The 22019-nt window shown below is 45.6% G+C and carries 21 protein-coding genes; 6 read left to right on the forward strand and 15 right to left on the reverse strand.

The features are described 5' to 3' along the window. Window positions 1–348: a succinate dehydrogenase, hydrophobic membrane anchor protein gene (gene sdhD / locus ACXACM_RS13735; RefSeq protein ID WP_474822410.1), complete on the reverse strand. Its 348-nt coding sequence runs from the start codon at window positions 346–348 to the stop codon at window positions 1–3. Next, entirely contained in the window at window positions 342–716 is a 375-nt protein-coding gene (gene sdhC / locus ACXACM_RS13740) for a succinate dehydrogenase, cytochrome b556 subunit (RefSeq protein WP_474822411.1), read from the reverse strand. The genes sdhD and sdhC overlap by 7 nt, the downstream gene beginning before the upstream one ends. Before the next feature lie 663 nt (window positions 717–1379). Between sdhC and gltA the strand changes: the two genes are divergently transcribed. Both gltA and ACXACM_RS13750 read left to right on the forward strand, forming a co-directional pair. After that, on the forward strand, window positions 1380–2660 hold the full coding sequence (gene gltA, locus ACXACM_RS13745; protein ID WP_474822413.1) for a citrate synthase: 1281 nt from the start codon (window positions 1380–1382) through the stop codon (window positions 2658–2660). 53 nt (window positions 2661–2713) lie between these two features. Further along, window positions 2714–3136 carry a DUF3429 domain-containing protein gene (locus ACXACM_RS13750; protein WP_474822414.1) on the forward strand — a complete coding sequence of 141 codons (423 nt, stop codon included), beginning with the start codon at window positions 2714–2716 and terminating at the stop codon, window positions 3134–3136. Between the two features lie 67 nt (window positions 3137–3203). Here the strand turns inward: ACXACM_RS13750 and ACXACM_RS13755 are convergent, their stop codons facing one another. Next, window positions 3204–4664 (reverse strand): phosphohexomutase domain-containing protein, encoded by a 1461-nt coding sequence (locus ACXACM_RS13755; protein ID WP_474822415.1) that lies wholly within the window; start codon window positions 4662–4664, stop codon window positions 3204–3206. Between the two features lies 1 nt (window position 4665). Continuing rightward, window positions 4666–6081, reverse strand: coding sequence for a mannose-1-phosphate guanylyltransferase/mannose-6-phosphate isomerase (locus ACXACM_RS13760; protein ID WP_474822416.1), 1416 nt, complete (start codon window positions 6079–6081; stop codon window positions 4666–4668). Window positions 6082–6376: 295 nt separating this feature from the next. On the opposite strand from ACXACM_RS13760, the gene tcdA reads away from it, so the two are divergent. Together tcdA and ACXACM_RS13770 are read left to right on the forward strand one after the other, a co-directional pair. Then, window positions 6377–7159: a tRNA cyclic N6-threonylcarbamoyladenosine(37) synthase TcdA gene (gene tcdA / locus ACXACM_RS13765; RefSeq protein WP_474822417.1), complete on the forward strand. Its 783-nt coding sequence runs from the start codon at window positions 6377–6379 to the stop codon at window positions 7157–7159. 62 nt (window positions 7160–7221) lie between these two features. Continuing rightward, window positions 7222–7629 (forward strand): hypothetical protein, encoded by a 408-nt coding sequence (locus ACXACM_RS13770; protein ID WP_474822419.1) that lies wholly within the window; start codon window positions 7222–7224, stop codon window positions 7627–7629. Here ACXACM_RS13770 and ACXACM_RS13775 read toward each other — a convergent pair. After that, on the reverse strand, window positions 7598–8119 hold the full coding sequence (locus ACXACM_RS13775) for a DUF2919 family protein (protein WP_474822420.1): 522 nt from the start codon (window positions 8117–8119) through the stop codon (window positions 7598–7600). The two genes, ACXACM_RS13770 and ACXACM_RS13775, sit on opposite strands and share 32 nt — an antisense overlap. A gap of 2 nt (window positions 8120–8121) precedes the next feature. After that, complete coding sequence (locus ACXACM_RS13780) at window positions 8122–8544, reverse strand: GNAT family N-acetyltransferase (RefSeq protein WP_474822421.1); 423 nt, start codon at window positions 8542–8544, stop codon at window positions 8122–8124. A gap of 203 nt (window positions 8545–8747) precedes the next feature. Here ACXACM_RS13780 and rimO point away from each other — a divergent pair, with 203 nt between their 5' ends. Continuing rightward, entirely contained in the window at window positions 8748–10172 is a 1425-nt protein-coding gene (gene rimO / locus ACXACM_RS13785; protein ID WP_474822423.1) for a 30S ribosomal protein S12 methylthiotransferase RimO, read from the forward strand. Between the two features lie 55 nt (window positions 10173–10227). Here the strand turns inward: rimO and ACXACM_RS13790 are convergent, their stop codons facing one another. The 7 genes from ACXACM_RS13790 to ACXACM_RS13820 form a co-directional block, all read right to left on the reverse strand. After that, the gene (locus tag ACXACM_RS13790; protein ID WP_474822425.1) at window positions 10228–11247 is read right to left on the reverse strand and encodes a Kelch repeat-containing protein; all 1020 of its coding nucleotides are present in this window, start codon (window positions 11245–11247) and stop codon (window positions 10228–10230) included. After that, entirely contained in the window at window positions 11241–11900 is a 660-nt protein-coding gene (locus ACXACM_RS13795; RefSeq protein WP_474822426.1) for an SDR family oxidoreductase, read from the reverse strand. Before ACXACM_RS13795 ends, ACXACM_RS13790 begins: the two co-directional genes overlap by 7 nt. Before the next feature lie 33 nt (window positions 11901–11933). After that, window positions 11934–12692 (reverse strand): 3-deoxy-manno-octulosonate cytidylyltransferase, encoded by a 759-nt coding sequence (kdsB, locus tag ACXACM_RS13800; RefSeq protein WP_474822428.1) that lies wholly within the window; start codon window positions 12690–12692, stop codon window positions 11934–11936. Then, window positions 12692–12886 carry a Trm112 family protein gene (locus tag ACXACM_RS13805; protein ID WP_474822429.1) on the reverse strand — a complete coding sequence of 65 codons (195 nt, stop codon included), beginning with the start codon at window positions 12884–12886 and terminating at the stop codon, window positions 12692–12694. Before ACXACM_RS13805 ends, kdsB begins: the two co-directional genes overlap by 1 nt. 2 nt (window positions 12887–12888) lie before the next feature. Continuing rightward, on the reverse strand, window positions 12889–13890 hold the full coding sequence (gene lpxK, locus ACXACM_RS13810; protein WP_474822430.1) for a tetraacyldisaccharide 4'-kinase: 1002 nt from the start codon (window positions 13888–13890) through the stop codon (window positions 12889–12891). A 2-nt stretch (window positions 13891–13892) separates the two neighbouring features. After that, the gene (gene msbA / locus ACXACM_RS13815) at window positions 13893–15641 is read right to left on the reverse strand and encodes a lipid A export permease/ATP-binding protein MsbA (protein WP_474822431.1); all 1749 of its coding nucleotides are present in this window, start codon (window positions 15639–15641) and stop codon (window positions 13893–13895) included. Between the two features lie 109 nt (window positions 15642–15750). Then, window positions 15751–18126 carry a DNA internalization-related competence protein ComEC/Rec2 gene (locus tag ACXACM_RS13820; RefSeq protein ID WP_474822433.1) on the reverse strand — a complete coding sequence of 792 codons (2376 nt, stop codon included), beginning with the start codon at window positions 18124–18126 and terminating at the stop codon, window positions 15751–15753. 35 nt (window positions 18127–18161) lie between these two features. Here ACXACM_RS13820 and ACXACM_RS13825 point away from each other — a divergent pair, with 35 nt between their 5' ends. Continuing rightward, window positions 18162–18701 (forward strand): DUF2062 domain-containing protein, encoded by a 540-nt coding sequence (locus ACXACM_RS13825; RefSeq protein WP_474822434.1) that lies wholly within the window; start codon window positions 18162–18164, stop codon window positions 18699–18701. Here ACXACM_RS13825 and ligA read toward each other — a convergent pair. Beyond that, complete coding sequence (gene ligA, locus ACXACM_RS13830; protein ID WP_474822435.1) at window positions 18698–20743, reverse strand: NAD-dependent DNA ligase LigA; 2046 nt, start codon at window positions 20741–20743, stop codon at window positions 18698–18700. The genes ACXACM_RS13825 and ligA overlap by 4 nt on opposite strands. Window positions 20744–20793: 50 nt before the next feature. Next, window positions 20794–22002 (reverse strand): cell division protein ZipA, encoded by a 1209-nt coding sequence (zipA, locus tag ACXACM_RS13835; protein ID WP_474822437.1) that lies wholly within the window; start codon window positions 22000–22002, stop codon window positions 20794–20796. Window positions 22003–22019: the final 17 nt, after the last annotated feature.

A 22019-nucleotide genomic window follows, 5' to 3' on the forward strand; every position in this document is an offset into this window, starting at 1 on the left:
TCAAATACTCCACAAAACAAACAGACCAACTGCAACGTAAACAAACGCAGTTAGGTTCAGCACAAACAAAATCACAGAACGCAGCGCCGCTGATTTTACGTAGTCGGTTAGTACTTGCCACAAGCCCACACGAACGTGGAACATAATTGATAACAAGGTAGCAAAGGTGAAAACTTTCATGCCAAGACCAGCGAACAAACCACGCCATACTATAAACGTAAGCTCATCCGTAGTTATAAAAAACCATGCCATGAAAAAAGAAAATGCTGTGATGACAGCAGCGGTGGTACGCAGTGTGACAAAGTCCTGTACACCATTGCGTTTAACGCTAGCCTGATTTGTTACCATAATGCAACTCCAATAACGATAGTCAGTACAACCCACAACGCTATAATCGCTTTAGCGCTGTTGTTGCCGGACTCTAGTTCTTCCCAATGACCCATATCCATAATTACGTGGCGGATACCGCCGAGGATGTGATATGTCAGTGCTGAAGCGGTGCCGAGAGCGACCAACTTTCCAATTACTCCGTCCATAATAGCTTGCACATCTGCGAAACCCTGAGCTGAAGAGACAGAAACTGCCCATGCCCATATCACAAATAAAAGTGCAAAAAACATGGCGACGCCGGTTACGCGGTGGAGAATTGAAGAAACAGCAGAAGGGGGAAATTTAATGGTTTGGAGATCTAAATTTACTGGTCTTTGCTTTTTCACAATTAATGCCTGTTTGATCCGTAGGGATTAGAATTACATGTTGTTTTTATGTCCTGACATAGTAATTCAGTTGTTTTACCTGTTAATTGCCTCATCCATTGAGTTGTTAACAATTTGTGAAGTATTTTAAATGCTTAATTAACATTTTAACGATGAGTTTTCTTAAGCGCACTGAGTATATCCAGCGCATTGTACAATTACAATTTTTTGTACTGTATTAAGACTTTAGTCGTATACGTTTTAAACATTGTTTCACATAATAATACAACAACAATAGCAATGTGCATTGGTCACACTATACAATGTAGTATGGTATTGCCAATTACTTGCCGATGGTACACCAATGTCCTGTTTTTCGGAAGACAGATGAAGTTAATGTAATTGAAAAAGAATAAGTTTCATACAAACCTTTCAGCTATAAATTTTTTTAAACCAAACTATCAATAGTTGTAATAGACTATTTGTAACTTAAACATCACACTAAGATAAGATGTAATAAGTGTTGAATTATCTTTTTAATATGTTGGAATAAGAAATATACAATTTTGCAATTAAATTGACATTTCACTGCATTTTAAAGTAAAACTACGCCACTTTTTTATAACATCGAAGACGTTTCGACGTTGGGCATGTTGCCAAAGAAACATTCTGAGGAGAGCATTTATGGCAGATCAGAAGGCCATTCTGAAAGCCGGAGATAAAGAAGTCGAACTACCGATTTTATCCGGAACCGAGGGTCAAGATGTAATTGATGTACGTTCATTAGGGGCTCATGGCTATTTTACTTTTGACCCAGGCTTTATGGCTACGGGTTCTTGTGAATCAGCCATAACTTTTATTGATGGTGCTAAGGGAATTTTATTACATCGTGGTTATCCAATTGAAGAACTTGCACGCGACGCCTCTTACTTAGAAGTTTGTTATATGCTTCTCAATGGAGAAGCGCCTAACAAAGAAGAATATCAGGATTTTAGTGAAACCATTACCCGCCATACTATGGTTCATGAACAGATCAACATGTTCTTCCACGGTTTCCGTAACGACGCCCACCCAATGGCAATGTTGTGCGGTACAGTGGGTGCAATGTCATCGTTCTATCACAGTGATTTGGATGTGTCAGATCCAGAAGCCCGCAAACGAAGCGCACACCGGTTGATTGCAAAAATGCCAACCCTGGTTGCAATGTGCTATAAGTACAACGTCGGTCAGCCTTTTGTATACCCGCGCAATGACTTAAGCTACGCTGGAAACTTCCTCAATATGATGTTTTCTGTTCCAGCAGAAGATTACAAAATCAGTCCGGCAGTAGAGCTGGCAATGGACCGTATTTTCACTTTGCACGCAGACCACGAGCAAAACGCATCTACGTCTACAGTAAGACTTGCGGGCTCTTCTGGTGCCAACCCATATGCGTGTATTGCAGCTGGTGTTGCATCACTATGGGGTCCTGCACACGGCGGAGCAAATGAAGCATGTCTTAACATGTTGGAAGAAATCGGCAGTGTTGATCGCATTCCCGAATTCATCGAGCGTGCAAAAGACAAAAACGATCCGTTCCGTCTCATGGGCTTTGGTCATAGGGTTTATAAAAATTACGACCCTCGCGCAACAGTGATGCGTGAAAGTTGTCACGAAGTTCTTGCAGAGCTCAACGTACAGGATCCATTACTTGATGTTGCGATGGAACTGGAAAAAATTGCTCTGAACGACCCTTACTTCTCTGAGAAGAAATTGTTCCCGAATGTCGATTTCTATTCAGGTATCATCTTAAAGGCAATCGGTATTCCAACGAATATGTTTACGTGTATTTTTGCCTTGTCTCGTACAGTAGGATGGATTTCACACTGGCACGAAATGATGAGCGATCCGAAACAAAAAATCGGTCGTCCACGTCAAATGTACACAGGCCACAATCAACGAAAGTTCACTCCCGTTGAAAAGTAAGCTGTAACAACATGAAATAGCGCCTTAAGGCGCTATTTTTTTCGGAGGTTATCATGCCCTACTCTGTGGTTATGCTAGGTATTGCCGGATTAATTCCTTTTTTTGCACTACCGTTACTTGCCTCTTTGGGTTTATTTCCCATAAGTGAGGCTGCACGGTATTTCACTCAGTATTCAGCAGTTCTACTGTCATTTTTTGGTGGTATTTACTGGTGGGATGCCTTACAAAAGCAGCAGTTTGATAAACAACTTTTCATAGCAATGCTACCCACTATTGTTGGCTGGCTTTGCTTAGTATTCTTAGGGCAATATTGGGTACTTGGCGTACTTTCGCTAAGTTACCTGGCTGTATTGTTTTATGATAAGAAAAGCTTAGTGTTAACAAAGGAAGCCATTGTTTCATACATAACGTTAAGAATGGGTCTTACCACTATTGTAGTGTTGTGCCACGCTTGGCTTATTTTTCTGCTCGATTAATAGTTTGCACATAAAAAACCCCGCTGGCTTCACGGGGTTTTTTAGCTTCAATCACGAAATAACAGCGCTATTCGGCCCGAATGATGGCCAGTAATTCTTCTGTTTTTGCTTCCATCAAAGCAATATCACCTTTCGATTCAACGTTAAGACGAATTACTGGTTCTGTATTTGACTTTCTAAGGTTAAACCGCCAATTCTCGAATTCGTAGCCGATACCGTCTGTATCGTCTATAACCTTGGCTTGAGATTCGTATTTTTCCTGTATTCTGGCCAGCGCAGCATCAGCATCCTTCAATAAGCTGTTTATTTCACCGGAAGAAGGAAACGCCTCTATGCGCGCCTGTACCAACTCATCCAACGACTTACCTTGCACGCAGAGCAGCTCTGCAACCAGCAGCCAGGGGATCATACCTGAATCACAATACGCAAAATCGCGGAAATAGTGGTGCGCACTCATCTCACCACCGTAAACCGCATCTTCTTTTCGCATCCGTTCTTTTATAAAAGCATGACCAGTTTTACTTTTAACCGGTATGCCATCTGCTTGTCTGACAATATCTTCGGTATTCCAGTAAACACGCGGGTCGTAGATGATTTTAGCGTTGGCTTCTTTTTCGATAAAAGCGTGTGCCAACAAACCAACGATATAATAACCCTCGATAAAGGTACCGTTGGCATCAAAAAGGAAGCAGCGATCGAAATCACCATCCCACGCGATACCAAAGTCAGCGCCGTGCTCTATCACTGCATTGGCTGTATCTGCGCGATTTTCGGGTAACAATGGATTCGGGATCCCGTTGGGAAACTTCCCGTCAGGTTCATGATTTACTTTGATAAAACTAACAGGCACGCCTTGGCTAATAAATAGCTTTTCGATGGCATCAAGGGCCTTACCAGCTGCCCCGTTACCGGCATTTACCACCAGTTTCATTGGTTTTAGCTTTGCTAAATCAATATAAGAAACAATGTGTTTGACATAATCGTCGAGACAATCCTTCTCGACATATTGTCCGGACGCCTTCAGAACAGATCCACAAACATGAGCATGGCCACCAAAAAACGCGTCAGCATCAATCGTTTCGCCGTTACAATAATATGCTAGGCGTGCGGATACGTCTTCCTCAGACAATGCTTGAGCAGCGTCTTTAATTGCATTTAAGCCGGTATCACCGCTAATGGGTACTGAACCAGCTTTAACAAGTTTCATACCGTTATAATTAATTGGGTTATGGCTGGCCGTTACCTCTATTCCGCCATCTACGCCTAAATGCTTAGTAGCAAAATAAATCTCTTCTGTTCCGGTCATTCCCAGGTCAATGACGGAAGCACCGCCATCTATTAATCCGGCACTTAACGCGAGTTTTAGTGGTGCAGAAGTCAGTCTTACATCGCCGCCCACCACTACTGATTTTGCATCGAGTTCTTGAGCAAACGCACGCCCAATTCTGTACGCAACAGATTCTGAAAGCTGGCTGTTTAATTCGCCGCGAATGTCATATGCCTTAAAACAAGTGATCGGTTGTGTCATGTTATTTATCTGTACTCTCTGTTCTTCCGTAGCGATCTGAAAAACGAACGATGTCGTCTTCCCCTAAATAAGTACCCGACTGTACTTCAATGAGTTCGAGAGGAATTTTACCCGGGTTCTCAAGGGAGTGGACTTCGCCGATAGGTATATACGTGGATTCATTTTCCGTCACTAAAACGGTCTCTTCTCCTACAGTAACCTTAGCCGTGCCTGCAACAACCACCCAATGTTCTGCGCGATGATGATGCATTTGCACTGACAATTGTTCACCGGGTTTAACTTTAATCCGTTTTACCTGAAAACGATGTCCTGAATCGATGGCATCATAACTACCCCAAGGACGGAAAACCTCTCGGTGATATTGAAACTCAGGTCGCTTCTCTGCTTTGAGTCGATTTACTACATTTTTGATATCCTGCACTTTGTCCTTGTGCGCAACCATAATGGCGTCTTTGGTTTCTACCACTACCACGTCATCTAAGCCAATCACAGATATCAAGCGTTCTTCTGCATTCACATAGCTATTGTTAACGCCTTCTAAAATAGCATCGCCAATGATGACGTTTCCACGGGTATCTTTATCGGCGGTTTCCCATAAAGACGACCAACTGCCAACATCTGACCAACCAGCGTCCAACGGCACCATGGCAGCATTTTGAGTTTTCTCCATTACAGCGTAATCGATGGAGTCATCCGGACACGTTGCAAAAATGTCTGCATCCACGCGAATAAAGTCTAAGTCATTAGATTCAGTTTCAATGGCACTGCGACAAACTGAGAGGATATCTGGATTGAATTTTTCGAGTTCTTCGAGATATCGGCTCGCCTTAAACATAAACATACCGCTGTTCCAGAAATACTTTCCTGACGCAACGTATCCTTCTGCTGTAGTGTAATCAGGCTTTTCTACAAATTCCGCGACAGCAAACCCTTCGCCCTTGACCTCTCCGGCCTTGATGTAGCCGTACCCAGTGTGAGGCTGGTCAGGTACGATACCAAAAGTCACGAGGGCGCCAGATTTGGCCAACACTTCAGCTTTCTCAATGGCCTGATGAAAAGAGGGAGTGTCTTTGATCAAATGGTCTGCCGCCAATACCAGTAATACCGGGTCTTCACCATTTTTAGTCGCATGCAAGGCCGCCAGGGCGATAGCAGGCGCTGTATTGCGACCCACCGGTTCTAACAAAATGCCATCGTGGTTGATATTCTGTACACGCAATTGTTCTGCTACCAAAAAACGGTGTGCATCGTTACAAATGAAGATGGGGCCTTCAGAATCAGTTCCTTTCAGTCGTGCTACGGTCTCCTGCAACATGGTTTGTTCCGAGGTTAGCGCGAGAAACTGCTTGGGAAGCGCTGCTCTGGACTTTGGCCAAAGTCGGCTACCAGAGCCGCCTGCTAAAATTACTGGTTTCATTTACATTCCTGTTTATAGTACGACTGTTCTTATTCCTACCTGGAGCGTGCTGCGTTTGAGAAATACTTTTCACTTATACCAACACATACAAATGCAATAGTATAAAAGCCAGGTGACAGGTTCAATTGTAAAAATGCGAAATAGAACAATTCCCCGTTTATTTCATTAAACTGACATGAAACTAGCAGAGTGACTTTAACAAATCCGCATAGGCGCGCTTCAACTCTAAAGTGAATTAGGTAGAATACGCCGTTTAGACCATAGCTCCAGACGACTAAGAGGTGAATTTCAGAGCATGACGAGTGAAAAACAACGGTTTGGTGGTGTTGCACGCCTATACAGTGACGCTGGCCTCGCAGCGTTGGGCAATAGCCATGTCTGTGTAATTGGTGTCGGCGGAGTTGGGTCCTGGAGTGCTGAAGCACTGGCTCGCACAGGCGTTGGCAAAATCACCCTTATCGATTTGGACGATGTGTGTACCACTAATATTAATCGTCAAATACATGCGTTGGACAACACAGTCGGCCAAGCGAAGGTTGACGTGCTTACGGATCGCATAAAAATGATTAATCCTGCATGTGAAGTCAGTGCTATTGAAGATTTTATCACTCCCGACAATGTAAGAGAACTCATTACCTCTGACATGCACAGCGTTATTGAAGCCACCGACAGTGTTAAAGCCAAAGCGGCCGTTATCGCACACTGTAAACGCAACAAAATACACATTGTCACGCTAGGTGGCGCTGGCGGCCAGATTGACCCGACATGTATAAAAAAAGGGGATCTGGCAAAAACAATACAAGACCCTCTCGCGGCCAAAGTACGCAGTGATTTGCGCAGATTCTATGGCTTTAGCAAAAATCCAAAACGACGCTTTGGTGTTGAGTGTGTATATTCAACTGAGCAACTGCGCTATCCCCAACCCGATGGCAGTGTGTGTTTTAATAAATCGGCCCTTGAAGATGGTTCACGGCTTGATTGTGCTGGCGGCTTCGGCGCGGTAGTCACCGTCACCGCCACCTTTGGCATGTACGCTGCCGCCAGTGTTATCAATCGGCTCACATCCCGAACCTTATAATTGAGACTCTGAATAGACACCGTAAAGAATAACGCGCACAATAACAAAAAAAGGAGAAATACATGCAACAATCTGAATTAGTGACACTAATGACAGAATGTGCGGCTGACGCAGTCAAAACCGCACAAGAAGAATTCAATATTGAATTGAATGGTGACGTTGACAGCATTCCATTGATTGACGATATTCTTCTGTCGTTACTGGACAAGTACCAAGACAGCGCCCTGGAAGATTCTGCTGTATTCACCATATGTAATGTTTTCGGCGCTTATTTAGGCGAGTGCTATCGCAATATAGCCGGTGGACAATGGCGTTATGATGAGACAAATCCCGACGCGCCTTTTGTCGTGTTGGATGTTGGGGAACGTTCTTACGCTTTCGCCGGTATTTGTTATGAAAGGCTGGTTAACGACAGTAACATCAGTGTCGCCGAGTACTTTAATCAGGCTTTGAAGCAACGTCAGCAGTAATGTTCCGGCCACTGGTGTCATCGGGTTGACGCCAGTCCTGTAGCATATAGCGCACATGACGGCTGTTAGCAATACTCACAATGGTCAAGCCATTGAGAAAAAGAAAAATACCTGGGGTTACGTGAAAAGCCCAGTTGTCATGAGAAAGTGCCAGCACTTGAATCATTGCACTACACACAACCCCAACAACGATCAAAACACAACACAATATACGCCAGCGATACCAGTGACGTTTCCACAACCGCTCCCTGTTTGAAAGCATTAAAATCGCGATCAATAGTGGAATGGATGCAACTAACCGCAAACCAAATTGACTTTTGTCGGGATATATTAAACCCAGTAACTGAGACGTATGACCCATACTTGCCAGAGAAAAAATCAAAGCAATCCAGTCACTGCACAACAAAATCAATAGTACCGTCAACCATCGCGGTGGCTTTATGCGTCCTGACTCATCATAACAATGGAGCGGTAAAAGTAGTTTTACCATGGCTACAGCGTTAGAGCGAAGTGATGGCTGGCAATAAAGAATTGATTTTTCAGATAGAAGCGATGTGCATCAAAGCGCTGCACCCCAGAATCGAGATGGACAGACTGACACCCTCTTTCTTTCGCCAAATCCACAACAGTATCAAGCAGCAATTTTCCCGCCCCTCGTCCCTGATGGCTGGAAATAGTAACCAAATCATCAATATAAATATGCTTCCCCCAGGCCAACTTTTCGCCAGTGGTGAACCCGCAAACAGCGGCTACCTGACCATCATCCATTGCTGCTATCATTTCATAACCTGCTGCCAATTGACGACGAATTTGCGTAGCCATCGACACTTCTGAAAGCTCTGTTCGAAGTTCTGCCATGACCGGTAGAATAGATTCCACTGGCAAACCTGTATCACCTACGATATACAAGTTCATTGTTGTTCCCTTATTGTTGTTGGGTTTGCGATATTTTAGTTTCTACTATTGCATTCTCAGCCTATTAGTTTCAAGCCGAATCGGCATTGATGGCGTGCTTGCCTGATTGGTATAGCAAAAAAAGAAACTTACTGCTGCGATGCTTGTATAGTTACTGTATAATCCGCGTCCATTTTTTTAATACAGATATTTGGCCTATTGCTATGACGGTTAAGACCTTTACTCCCAAACAGACAACGACACTGGAAACGCCAGTTAAAGTTCTCGACGATAATCGTAGTCATGCGCCTTCTACTGGGAACCGCATCGGCTTTGTTAGCCTGGGCTGTCCCAAAAACCTTGTGGATTCAGAGCGAATTCTCACTCAATTACGAACTGAAGGCTACGATGTCGTTCCGACTTACAATGATGCAGATTTGGTGATCGTTAACACCTGTGGCTTTATCGATTCTGCAGTTGAAGAATCCCTCGATACCATAGGTGAAGCACTTGCGGAAAATGGCAAAGTCATCGTCACGGGGTGTCTTGGTATCAAAGAAGACGAGATCCGCGAGGTGCATCCAAATGTACTTGCTATCACAGGCCCCCATGCTTATGAATCAGTGGTAGAACAAGTGCATAGTCACTTGCCAAAACCCGTACATAACCCTTTTGAGCATCTAGTTCCCGACCACGGCGTTAAACTTACACCGCGTCATTATGCCTATCTAAAAATTTCTGAAGGCTGCAACCACCGCTGCACATTTTGTATTATTCCCTCAATGCGCGGTGATTTGGTCAGCCGTCCAGTGGGTGAAATTCTGGATGAGGCGAAACGACTACAAGGCGCCGGCGTAAAGGAACTACTTGTAATTTCACAAGATACCAGTGCTTACGGCGTAGATGTGAAGCACAGAACGGGATTTTGGAACGGAATGCCCGTCAAAGCTCACATGCAGCAATTGTGTGAAAAACTAGGGGAAATGGATATGTGGGTAAGGTTGCATTATGTATACCCTTACCCTCATGTTGATGATCTTATTCCCTTAATGAACGAAGGGCGTCTTCTACCCTATCTTGATATCCCCTTCCAGCACGCAAGTAAGCGTATTTTGCGTTTAATGAAACGACCAGGTAGTGCTGAAAGGGTTATTGAACGAGTAAAAGCATGGCGTGAGGCGTGCCCACAATTGATTATCCGATCGACGTTCATTGTTGGATTTCCGGGTGAAACCGAAGAAGAATTCGAGGAACTGCTGTCATTTATTCGCGAAGCGCAGTTAGACCGCGTAGGTTGTTTTGCTTATAGCCCGGTTGAAGGTGCAAAAGCCAACGAATTGCCAGATCCCGTTCCTGAAGACGTAAAACAAGATCGATTGGCTCGCTTTATGTCAGTACAAAGCAAAATCAGTGCAGCGCGACTAAAAGCTCGAATCGGCCAGGAATACCTGGTGGTAATCGATAGTCTCGACAGTGAAGGTGCTGTAGGTCGCACCTATGCCGATGCACCTGAAGTAGATGGCGTAGTTCATTTAAATGGCGTTTATGATGTAAAACCCGGAGACAGAGTGTGGGCAGAGATCATCCATGCAGATGAACACGATGTGTGGGGAATTGTTCACCCTGAAGATGATTCAGAAGATGAATAAAACGGGTTAAACGAGTAATTTACCTTTGCCCGTTAAAATTTTTTAGTGCAAACAATCAGTGTGGCGCCAAGCTGAACACGCTAACCGTATTGCGTGTTTCTTTCGCGCCGGCTTTCGACGCCCCGCCAATAAGCCAAATGGCGTCGTTCATTGTCACAACGCCCAAACCGTGACGGGGCACAGGCATGACAGAAACATCCTGCCACCTTTCACGGTTGGTTTCGTACCGCCACACTTTGTAATAAACACCGCTTTGATTACTGTCGAAGTATTCACCACCAAAGACATAAATATCGCCGCGATAAACCACGCACCCAATACCACCTTGTGCTTCTGGCATCGGTTTTGCGGCCGACCAACTATCCGTTTCGGGATCGAAGATGTCATGGGCTCCAGTGTTCCCTTCGTCCACCACTCTACCGCCAATCACATGCCACTTCCCGTCAACGACCACACTACAACCGCTGTTTCGCGGCGTGGGAAGCGCAGCGGCACTTTTCCATACCCCGCCCTCAGCATCATAAACACCGTGCCAGGCAGAGTCGAGGTGATGTTGCCAGGCGTAATTATCCGTATTTGTGGTTCGACCGCCCGCTAAATGAATATTGCCATTGATAACTGCAGAAATACTTTCCGACAACTTAACGGGCATATCTCCAGCTTTCGCCCAGCTATCAGTAGCATCGTCATAAGCGTATACAGTTGACGAGTTACTCCATTGTCCATCTGCAGCTGCAGTAAAACCGCCAAATGCCCAGAGGTTTCCCTCAGCAGAAACCAACATGGCGTGATGAACTGGCACAGGGAAGTCAGAAAGGCGCTGCCACTTATCACTTTGAGATGACAGCCGATATACCCTGTCAGAAACAGCAAAGCCTTCATCTGCTTCACGAAGTCCACCCACCACATAAATGGCATTTTTGTGAACCGCTGGGTATATTTCCTGAATGGGCTCTGGTAGCGCAGGGCCTGCTTGCCAGTAGTAGCTGGCCTCTTTAGGAACCGCGTTAGTTTGAACGTCGCATGCTGTTAGCGTTAGCATCGCCCCAGCGATTAGATGTAAGGATTTTACCACGGTAACACGGTTCCGTTGGCATGGAAGAAACTACCGGACGAGTCCATGTTCAACAGCTCCATTTGCCGGATCAACCCCTGCGCAGCTGTTTCTGGCTCTACGTCCCCCGCTTTGTTTACCATTTCGGTTTTCACGAAACCAGGGTGAAGTAATGCAACACTGATATCCTGACTTTTGAGATCGTTAGCCAGTGATACCCCGGCTGCATTGAGGGCAGCCTTAGACATACGATAACCATAATAACCGCCGGAAGAATTGTCCGTCATAGAACCCATCCGACTGGTGACAAGCCCAATCTTCCCACCCGCTTGTATGTTGGGGAGTAAGCGTTGAGTAACGAGTAAAGGTCCCAGCGCATTAACACGAAACTGATAATCAATCGTAGCAGGTTCCCAGTCTTCAAGTGTTTCATTGCCCAATACACCGGCGTTATTAATAAGCCAGTCGATTTTGATATCAGCAAGAGGCGCGAGTGCATTGGCAAGTGAATCAGGATTAGAAACATCCACACCCGTAATTACCGTGGCATTTGTCTCATTCAATTCATCAGAACTGTTACGACAAGCCACAAACACGTTATCTCCCCGTTCACATAGTTGTTTTACCAATGCAAGCCCGATACCCCGATTTCCGCCGGTAATAACAATATTCATTTTTCACCTCCTTTGATAACGGTGGCTAGTTGATTAGTTGCTCTTACTCATCGACGCGACTAAGCGTGTTAAGTCATGGGGCGTGTCTATACCAACTGGTGGAGGTGACATTGCGATATCTACGTGAATTTTGTCCCCATACCACAAAGCACGCAATTGCTCTAATGACTCCGTGCGCTCTAGCATCGTCGGCGAGTAAGCAACGTAACGGGTCACATACCCTGCTTTGTATGCATATAGTCCAATATGTCGTAGGAACAAACTCGGATCAGCGTGCAAGGGATTTTCCATCATGGTTGCGCGGTCAAAGGGTACTGGTGAGCGCGAAAAATATAAGGCCTCTTGCCGAACGTTTCTCACTACCTTAACAATATTGGGGTTAACCACATCATCGGCAGAATCAACCGGTGTGGCCAGCGTAGCTATTGCTATATCTTCCCTAGCCGCTAAATTTTCTGCCACTTGTCGAATATTATTGGCTGGAACAAAAGGTTCATCGCCCTGAACGTTTACGACTACCGTATCATCGCTAAGTTTGCACTGCTGAATGACTTCTGAAAGCCGCTCTGTACCAGATTCATGTTGATCACTTGTCATCACCACTTGTGCAAAATCATTGACAACCCGGGCGATACGAGCGTCTTCGGTTGCCACGATAACATTCTCTGCTCCGGCTTCCTGGGCGCGTTCAACCGTATGCTGGATCATAGGCCTACCATTAATATCGGCCAGAGGTTTGCCTGGGAATCGGGACGAACCATATCGAGCGGGAATAATTACCGTGAATTTCATTATTGTAAGTCGTCCATTTCTTCCAGCGTCAGCTGTTTTGCGTGTGATTCAATGAGTACCGGAATGCCTGACTCCACTGCAAAACTCAAGCGATCAAATCTACATAACAATTGTGACTTATCCTTTGAAAAAACCAATTTCCCTTTGCACATCGGGCAAGCGAGTACATCAAGTAATTTAACATCAAAACTCATTGTTATTCCTTATCAGATGCGGCATTGCATGCCGCGTCAATCAAATCGTAAAACCCCTTTGGTAACCTCGCGCAAACTGGGAGATACCAACACTCATCGTGGGCGAAAGGCTTGACCTTCACTGCATCTTTTTCAGTCATAATCACCATGCCAGAGGGGATGTCCGCGGGTGAAAAATCGTGGTGATCGTTAAAACCGAACGTTTGATTAAGTGTTAAACCTTTGCCTTTTAGAGCCTGGAAAAAGCGTTCAGGATGGCCAATACCAGCAATCGCAGTTGCAGTTTGACGTACCTCGACCACGGGCATGCGTTTACTACTATCCACCACATTAACCAGTTCTTCTCCTATGAGAGACATGGGAAACAATGGTGTATTCAGTTTGTTGCCGCTAAGCGAATCAAATGCTACATCGCCATTAGCCACAATGCCATCGACAGTGTGCAGACGCCAGATACCTTCCCGTAGGGGACCCATGGGAAGCAAATTTCCGTTCCCGACGCCACGGGCATCCATAACCACCAGCTCTACGTCCCGTTGAAGCGCATAATGTTGAAGCCCATCATCACAAACAATAACCTGACAACCCAGGTCGTCAGCCAAATAAGCGGCCCCTCGTGCCCGCTTAGGGTCAATCACCACAGGTACTGCCGTTCGATTAGCAATCAGAAAAGGTTCATCCCCTACCTCTGCCGCAGTATTTTCTGCATTCACCTGATGAGGAAAAGACTGATGACTTCCGCCATAGCCACGGCTCAATACGCCTGCACTTACCCCTTTGTGTTTCAGGTAGTCAATAATAGCAAGTACGACGGGCGTCTTACCGTTTCCGCCTACAGAAATATTGCCAACAATGATAACTACTGCGTCGGGTTTTGAAGTTTGAAATATTCCAACGCGAAAGCACAGCCTACGCAACGCACTGAAAAAGGCAAATAACACTGTAAGTGGCGATAACAAATAAGCGAATGCATTTCGCTTGTACCACAATTCATGAAGGGTCATGACTAAACCTGCTCCGGAAACTGAAGCGAGTGAAGCTGCGCGTAGTACCCTTTTTTAGCAAGCAGTTCATGGTGGCGTCCCTGCTCAAGAATACGGCCCTGATCCACGACAATAATCTGGTCGGCCTTTTCAATTGTTGACAACCGATGCGCTACCACCAGTGACGTGCAAGACGCCTGTAAATTTTCAAGCGCATCCTGAATGAGTTTTTCTGATTCTGTATCCAGAGCCGACGTCGCTTCATCAAGGATCAAAATAGGCGCTTTAGCGAGAATAGCTCGTGCAATAGCGATACGTTGCCGCTGACCGCCGGAGAGCATTAAACCATTTTCACCAACAATAGTTTCAAGGCCGTTATCCAGTTGATCAACGAATTCCATTACATGCGCCATTGTAGCTGCTTCGATAATGTCATCTCGGGATACTTTACCGATGACACCATACGCAATGTTGTTTGCTATGGTGTCATTAAAAAGGGTGACATGCTGAGAAACGGTAGCGAACTGTTTTCGAAGCGCGCGAAGCTCAATGTCGTTAATGTTTATTCCGTCCAGCGTTACCTCACCTTGTTGTGGCAGGTAGAATCGCGTGAGCAAAGATGAAATAGTTGATTTTCCGCTTCCTGATTTACCAACAAGCGCGACAGTTTCACCAGGTTTGGCTTGAAAAGAAATAGCACTCAATGCGGGATTTTCCTTACCCGGGTATGTGAATGTCACATCTTTAAATGCGATATGGCCCGACGCTCTGTCGATATGGCGTGTTCCAGTATTGACTTCAATCTCTTCATCCAAAACTTCGAAAATACTGGTACATGCTGCCATGCCTCTTTGATATTCGTTGTTAACGGTGGTTAGCTGCTTGAGTGGCTTTAACAGCATAACCAAGTAAAACACCACACTGATAAAGGTACCCGCAGTGAGGGTTTCCATTATTGACGGTAAACTTGCCATAAACAGCACCACGGCGAGTGCCACTGATGCTATCACCTGAATAGAGGACACGCTGAGTATTTGCGTCACAGCCAGCTTCATGGTTTGTTGTCGGTTTTCATTGTTCTTCTTTGCAAAGCGGGTTTGCTCAAAGTCCTGACCACCGAACATAAGGATCACCTTATGTCCTTTCACCGCTTGTTCAACGGCTGCAGTTACACTACCCATAGACTGTTGAATACTTCGACTGACTTTTCGGAACCGCTTACTCACTATGGAAACGATAATAGCCACCAACGGGCCGATAATGAGGAATATCACTGACAACTGCCAAGACTGGTACAACATCACTGCCAGAAGGCCGATAACGAATGCCCCTTCCCTGACTAACGTCAGTAAGGCTTTACTGGCGGCTTTTGATACTTGCTCTGTATCGTAAGTTACTTTGCTGATCAGGGCTCCCACAGCCTGTTGATCGTGAAACGTCACGGGCAAATGTATGTACTTGTCAAACAGTTGCTGACGCATTGTCATGACCACTTGCGAGCCAATCCAATTGAGAGAGTACGTCCCCATAAAATTAAAGATTCCCCGTAAAATAAACAGGGGCACAATAGAGTACGCTGCAATGCGAAGGAAGTTACTGTCGCCATTGCCCAGTGAATCATCAATAAGTGGCTTTAGATTAGAGATCACAAAAGTATCCAACGCTGAATACCCAATCATACCCACTATAGCGATAAAGAAGACGAGTTTGTATTGCCGAAGGTAGCTAAAAAAACGGCGCTGGTTACTGGCCGAAGGGTCAGGTTGCTGCATGTATAAAAGTCACTTGTTGATAGATCCTGGCTATTGTACTTGGAATTTACAAAAAACACACCGGCTTACCGTTGTGAGTTCAGTAAGCTATGGGTTAAACATACCACTTTCAAGTTCTGTCAGCGTTATTGCGGTTTGTGAATAGTCGGGCATCATACCAACGTCGCTTAGCTTGCGTACCGTAGTTACTGACTTTCAGGTGAAAAGGTAAAAAATTAAATTGCATGTAACCATGTAAAGATGAGCGCATGGTGCGAATACCACGCTGAGTGTATCGCAACTTCACGTTTTTGTGTGGTAACCCCCAGCGATGCAGATAACCTGTAGTAAAAACAGCATAGTCCGGAGATACGGCATCAATAAAAGCGGGTGATGAAGAGGTACGGCTCCCGTGATGGGGCACAATCAAAACGTTGCTTTGCAATACTGTATGACTATATAACAGTGCGTATTCAGCGGTTGTATCGATATCACCTGCAAATAAAACACTGCGGGTGCCATCGGTAATGCGAACAACACAAGAGTAGTGGTTCGTATCTTTTACCTCTCCCCCCTCAGCTGGCCATAAAAATTCAAATTGCAAACCTTGCCAGTGTAACGCGCTCCCCTTGACGCAACCCTGTGTATTTGTGATGTAACTCTCTTTTCTACGCCCTCTATCTATTTGCGCCATTACTGATTGAGCACCTCCAGCATGGTCATCGTCGCCGTGGGTGACAATAAGCCTGTCAATATAGTTTACGCCGAGCTTTTTCAGTGATGGCAACACAACCTGTTCAAATGCATTACCCGTTGGATATGAAGGGCCGGTATCTATGACTACCCCACGCCCGCCCCGGGACACTACCGTCGCTGTACCCTGACCAACATCAAATACATGCACAACCCAACGACCATCACTTGGTGGCAAAAAATGGCTGAAAATCGGAATAACTAAAATGAGTGTACACAACGAACGATATGGAAAAGCCGGGCATAACCAGCAAAAAAGTATCAATAAAGTACAAATAATGCTGGTAGAAGACAATGCCGGTAGTGATGTAACCAGCATAAATTGATCGCAACTTTCCAGCCATTTGATAAGTGTGTTTAAACCGTATTCGGTAAGATCCAGCAACAGATTATTGTGCTCTCCCCAATGCGCTAGCACCAACCCTGCTAAACCAATGGGGACGAGCACGGAAATCCATGGTATCGCAAGTAAATTAATAGCAGATGTCAGCCATGACGCCTGCTCAAAAAATAGTAAGGTAATTGGGATGAGTAATAAGCTTAACAAACACTGTAGGCGAAGCATTGTGATTATTCTGAACCACAAGGATGACGATCGAAGTGGGTAGCGCCACTGAATTAGTAATATCATCATCACTGCTCCTACGCTGAGGTAGAGGCTGCTGCTATAGACAGAGCGAGGAAAAATAACAATACATAGTGTCAAGATAACAAGAAAACGTTGATGCCAAAGCCAATATTTGCCTAGTAAAGTAAAAAAATAGAGTACACCGATGCAAAGCCAGGCTCTGAAAACGGGTATCTGCCAGTTGGCAATAGAGGCATAGAGCGTTGTGGAAATCAAAACACTGGAGGCAATACCCGTAGATAAGTTTAACCGGTTGTAATTTACCGTCACAAGCCAAAACAGAAGGGCAATCATTGGCGCAGTAATTAGGGCTGTCCACAATGCCACCATTGCCACGTGCAGACCAGAGATAGAAAACAGATGCGCAGTACCTGTTCGCTGTAATAATGTCCAATCTTCCTTGCTTAAGTTGCTTCTATTTCCGGTAAACAAGGCAAGCATCCATCGTGAATAGTCTGCATTTAGTAGTTTTCGTGATGTAACGTGATGAAGTGAGTTCGCCGGCGCTAGTATTTTCACAAATCCGTGAGCAGGTACATAGCCACTCAAAGGCGTGTTTTTAGCCACAAGAGACGCTCGCCTATCGTAGCCCGGATTAACAAAACTGGATGCTGGTTTGAGAACAAGGGTCAATTGCAGCCGTTGGTGAATAGTAAACTTACCAAAACTGTTGTCTACCCGAACTGCAATGCCTCCTGAAAAAGAGGTGTTGTCTATCGATTCGCCGTTAATAATGATTAACTGATAGTCGACGAAGGAGTGACATTCAGCTATTCGCCCCGTAACTATGACATCTTGTTGAATTTTATCTTCCAGTGGTTGCCAAGCGAAGTGCCAATGGCCTAAACTTGCCACCCATAGAATGCCAATCAATATTCCACTGAAACAATAGCAGCCTGTTATGGAGCGCCCAGGCTGATAAACAGATGTGAAGAAAGGAAATCTAAACTTGCCAATTTTAAGTACAAATCTGTGTTTTCTTCGGTAAATGAACAGGCAAAAAATGATGACAATAGCTATGGCAACTAACACCATCTCCCGGCTTTGGGGAATACCCGGCCACAAAGTGGACGAAATCGCAGTTATGCAAAATGCCGCAAGGAGCACCGTTAAATGTTGCCACACGCTATTATCAGCCTTTATTGATGTGAAATCTGTTTATGCCTAAAAAGTTCATCAGACGTTTTTTACCTGACCATCAAACGATCAAACGCAATAAAGCACTACGGATCTTTGGCACGGTTTTGCATGAACCAAACCTTTGGCATCTCAACAGGCGCTCAGCATCAAATGCCTTTGGTATCGGTTTGTTTTTTGCATTTTGGCCAGTGCCTTTTCAAATGTGGTTGTCAGCTGCAACTGCGATCCCTTTCAGGGCAAATCTCCCACTCTCTGTTGCCACCGTGTGGATCACTAACCCGTTTACCATGCCACCTATCTTTTATGCGGCATATAAAGTGGGGACAACAGTAATGGGAACGGAAACACAACATTTTGAGCTGCAATTTAGTTGGAAATGGATTATTGAAAGTATCAGTACAATCGGCCCTGCGTTTTTGGTTGGCTGCGCAATTTGTTCTGTGTTCTTTGGCTTAGTGGGCTATTTTGGGCTTAACTGGCTGTGGCGTTTTTCAGTGCAGAAGTCATGGAACAAACGCAAAGCTGCCCGAGAGGACCGGGCAGCGAGGAAATTTCTTTAAGCGTTGTAAACACCGTGTTTTGTCAACTCTGTGATTAGCTTCTCTTCATCCCACACGTCAACATTCAATTGCTGTGCTTTAGTGAGCTTTGAGCCCGCCTTTTCACCGGCGACAAGGAAATCGGTTTTCGCAGATACCGAACCGGCAACTTTTGCTCCTAACTGCTGAAGCAACGCCTTAGCATCGTTGCGGCCCATCACTGACAGCGTTCCTGTAAGTACACAGGTCTGGCCATCTAAAGGTTGCTCCGCGCTGTCTGGTACAATGACGTCTGGCCAATGCACACCTGCATCAACAAGGGCATTGATAATATCCCGATTGTGAGACTCGTTGACAAAATGATAAATATGGTTGGCTACAACTTCCCCAACGTCATCCACATCTTGCAATGCGTCTTTTGACGCTGCCAATAGGTTATCCAAACTGCCGAAATAATTAGCGAGATTACTTGCAGTCGCTTCTCCAACTTCCCGAATACCCAAAGCGTAAAGAAAACGGGCAAACGTAGTTTCACGGGCAGCCTCAAGAGACGCAACCAGGTTAGACGCAGATTTCTCAGCCATTCGCTCTAGCCCTACCAGATCACTGACTTTCAGATGAAAAAAGTCTGCTGGGCTTTGCACCATGTCAGCATCTACGAGTTGATCAACGAGTTTATCGCCTAAGCCATCAATATCGAGGGCTTTACGGGATGCAAAATGTTTGAGTGCTTGCTTTCGCTGAGCACCGCACACCAGCCCACCAGTACACCTTGCCACCGCTTCGGCTTCGGTTCTTTCTACGTGAGAACCGCACACCGGGCAATGAGTGGGAAAAACAACCTCTTCCGTGTTATCCGGTCTTCTCGACATAACCACAGACACCACTTGTGGAATAACGTCACCTGCCCTACGAATAGTGACATAATCGCCAACCCTCACACCCAGCCGGTCTATTTCGTCCTGATTGTGCAAGGTGGCGTTAGAAACTGTTACGCCTCCTACAAAGACGGGTTCAAGTCTTGCTACCGGTGTAATTGCTCCAGTTCGCCCAACCTGAAATTCAACGTCCACCAGACGCGTTATTTCTTCTTGCGCCGGAAATTTTTGAGCAATAGCCCATCGTGGAGCACGAGCAACAAAACCTAAGCTTTGCTGCAAATCAATGGGATCAACTTTAAATACCACGCCGTCTATGTCGTAGGGTAAATCCTGTCTGACGGACAATATGTGGTTGTAATAGGCAAGACAACCTTCAGCACCTGTGGCTACAGATATCTGAGGACACAATGGCACACCCCATTGTGCTAACGACTTCAACCGCTCGCTGTGAAGCTCAGCTAAGGAGAACGAATCAGGTGTTACCACTCCCAAGGAATAGGCGTAAAACATCAATGGCCTTTTCGCTGTAATCCTGCTATCCAATTGACGTAAACTGCCTGCGGCAGCGTTTCTCGGATTGGCAAAAACCTTTCCGCCGAGTTCTCGTTGCCTGTTATTTAGCTTCTCAAATCCGGCTTTTGGCATAAATACTTCCCCCCGAATTTCCACCCGGGAAGGGATCTTGTCGCCGCGAAGTCGCAGCGGAACGTTGCCAATGGTTTTCACATTTTGGGTGATGTTTTCCCCTACTTGCCCGTCACCACGGGTAGCTGCTTGCACCAGAATGCCATCTTCATACAAAATACTCACCGCTAAGCCATCAAGTTTCGGCTCGCAGCTATACGTTAAGGTTTGTGCTGATTTCAAGCGATCTTTGAGACGCTTTTCAAAGGCGTGTAAGGACGCTTCATCAAAAGCATTATCCAGCGACAACATGGGGACTTCGTGAGTCACTTGTTCAAAGGTTGACAAGGGCGCCCCACCCACCTTTTGCGTGGGTGAGTCTGCAGACTCAAATTCTGGGTGTGATGTTTCGAGTTGTTTGAGTTCATTGAAAAGACGATCATACTCTGCATCTGGCACAGATGGCGAGTCTTCTACGTAGTACTGATAATTCAATTCATTCAGGGTATGGCGAAGCTCGGCCACCCGTGCTTCTACAGACGTTTTCTCTGTGGACATAATATACTCTTAGATTTCACGAGGGCCGTGGCGATGCCACAGCCGGATTGTCAACGGCGGGATATCATTCGCTTGCGTTCAAACTCACGGATCTTCTCCATGTACTGCTGTAAACCTTGCTTAGTTAGTACACTGCGACGACCGTCAAGGATCTGTCCACCGAATTCGTCTGCAATTTTTCTAGCGGCGTTGTGCATCATGTTGAAAACCTGATGGGCATCCCCTTCAATGGGCAGGATCATAAATAAGGACACCCCGTGGGTAGAAAAATTTTCCAGATTATCAATGTCAAATACACCAGGTTTAAACATATTAGCCAGGCTAAACAGAACCGGTCCTTTGCCATTGGCATTCACATGTCGGTGAAATATATCCTGATCGCCAAATTTAAACCCCAACGTCAACAGTAAAGGTAACAGTGCTGCGCCGGAAATCGGCGATTCATCGGCTGCACGGACATTCACGACCAGCACTTCTTGTTCAGCGCTATCACCACTGTTTGATGACGCCGGAGATGAAGATCCCTGAGAAGTTTTTGCATCAACTGTAGTGACAGACGCGTCAGATGATTCAAAGTCTATATCCATTTGATCATCACCGAAATTTGGCTCTTGCCTGCGTCGCTGGGATGATTTACGCTTAGTGCCAGTGCGCTTGCTCTCTTCTGTCTGCGCAGGGCTCTCTGCTTCGCTGACGGGCGCGTCAAGACTAAAACTTTCTGTCTCAGGTTCACTGGCGTCTGTCTGTTCTTTTTTTATCAAAAACTCAGGTGGTGCGGGAATATCTTCATCATTAGCGATGCCAGGCGCCGTTCCCCGAGCAGACTGCAAATGTGGTTTAGGATTCGATACCACGGAACCATATAATTTCTCTGGCTTTTCGGGTGCTGTTTGTTCTGGCGCGTTAGCTGGTTCATCAACAGTTGATGATAATGCTTCGTCAGAATGATCCTGTTTATCTGCTTCTGATGTCGGGCTAGGGTCATTTTCTTCAGCGGTTACCTCCGATGATGACGTTGAAGACACCACGCGAACCTGACCTAAACCAAGATCATCATAATTCGGCATGCCATCGTCGTCTGCATCACTAACCTCTTGTAATGGCTCTTCCTCGGAGTCACCATCTTCCCATTGACGGGGCTCTATACGCTCACGTTCGGTCGCAGGCTTCGATTTTCTTATTTTCCAGATCCCGTGAGCTAACACGGCGACAATAAAACACGTACCCAGAATAAGTAGTGATAAACGTAATTCATCCATTTAATTGCTTCGCCCTT

This window comes from Alteromonas sp. AWQ4_252 (assembly GCF_056158205.1).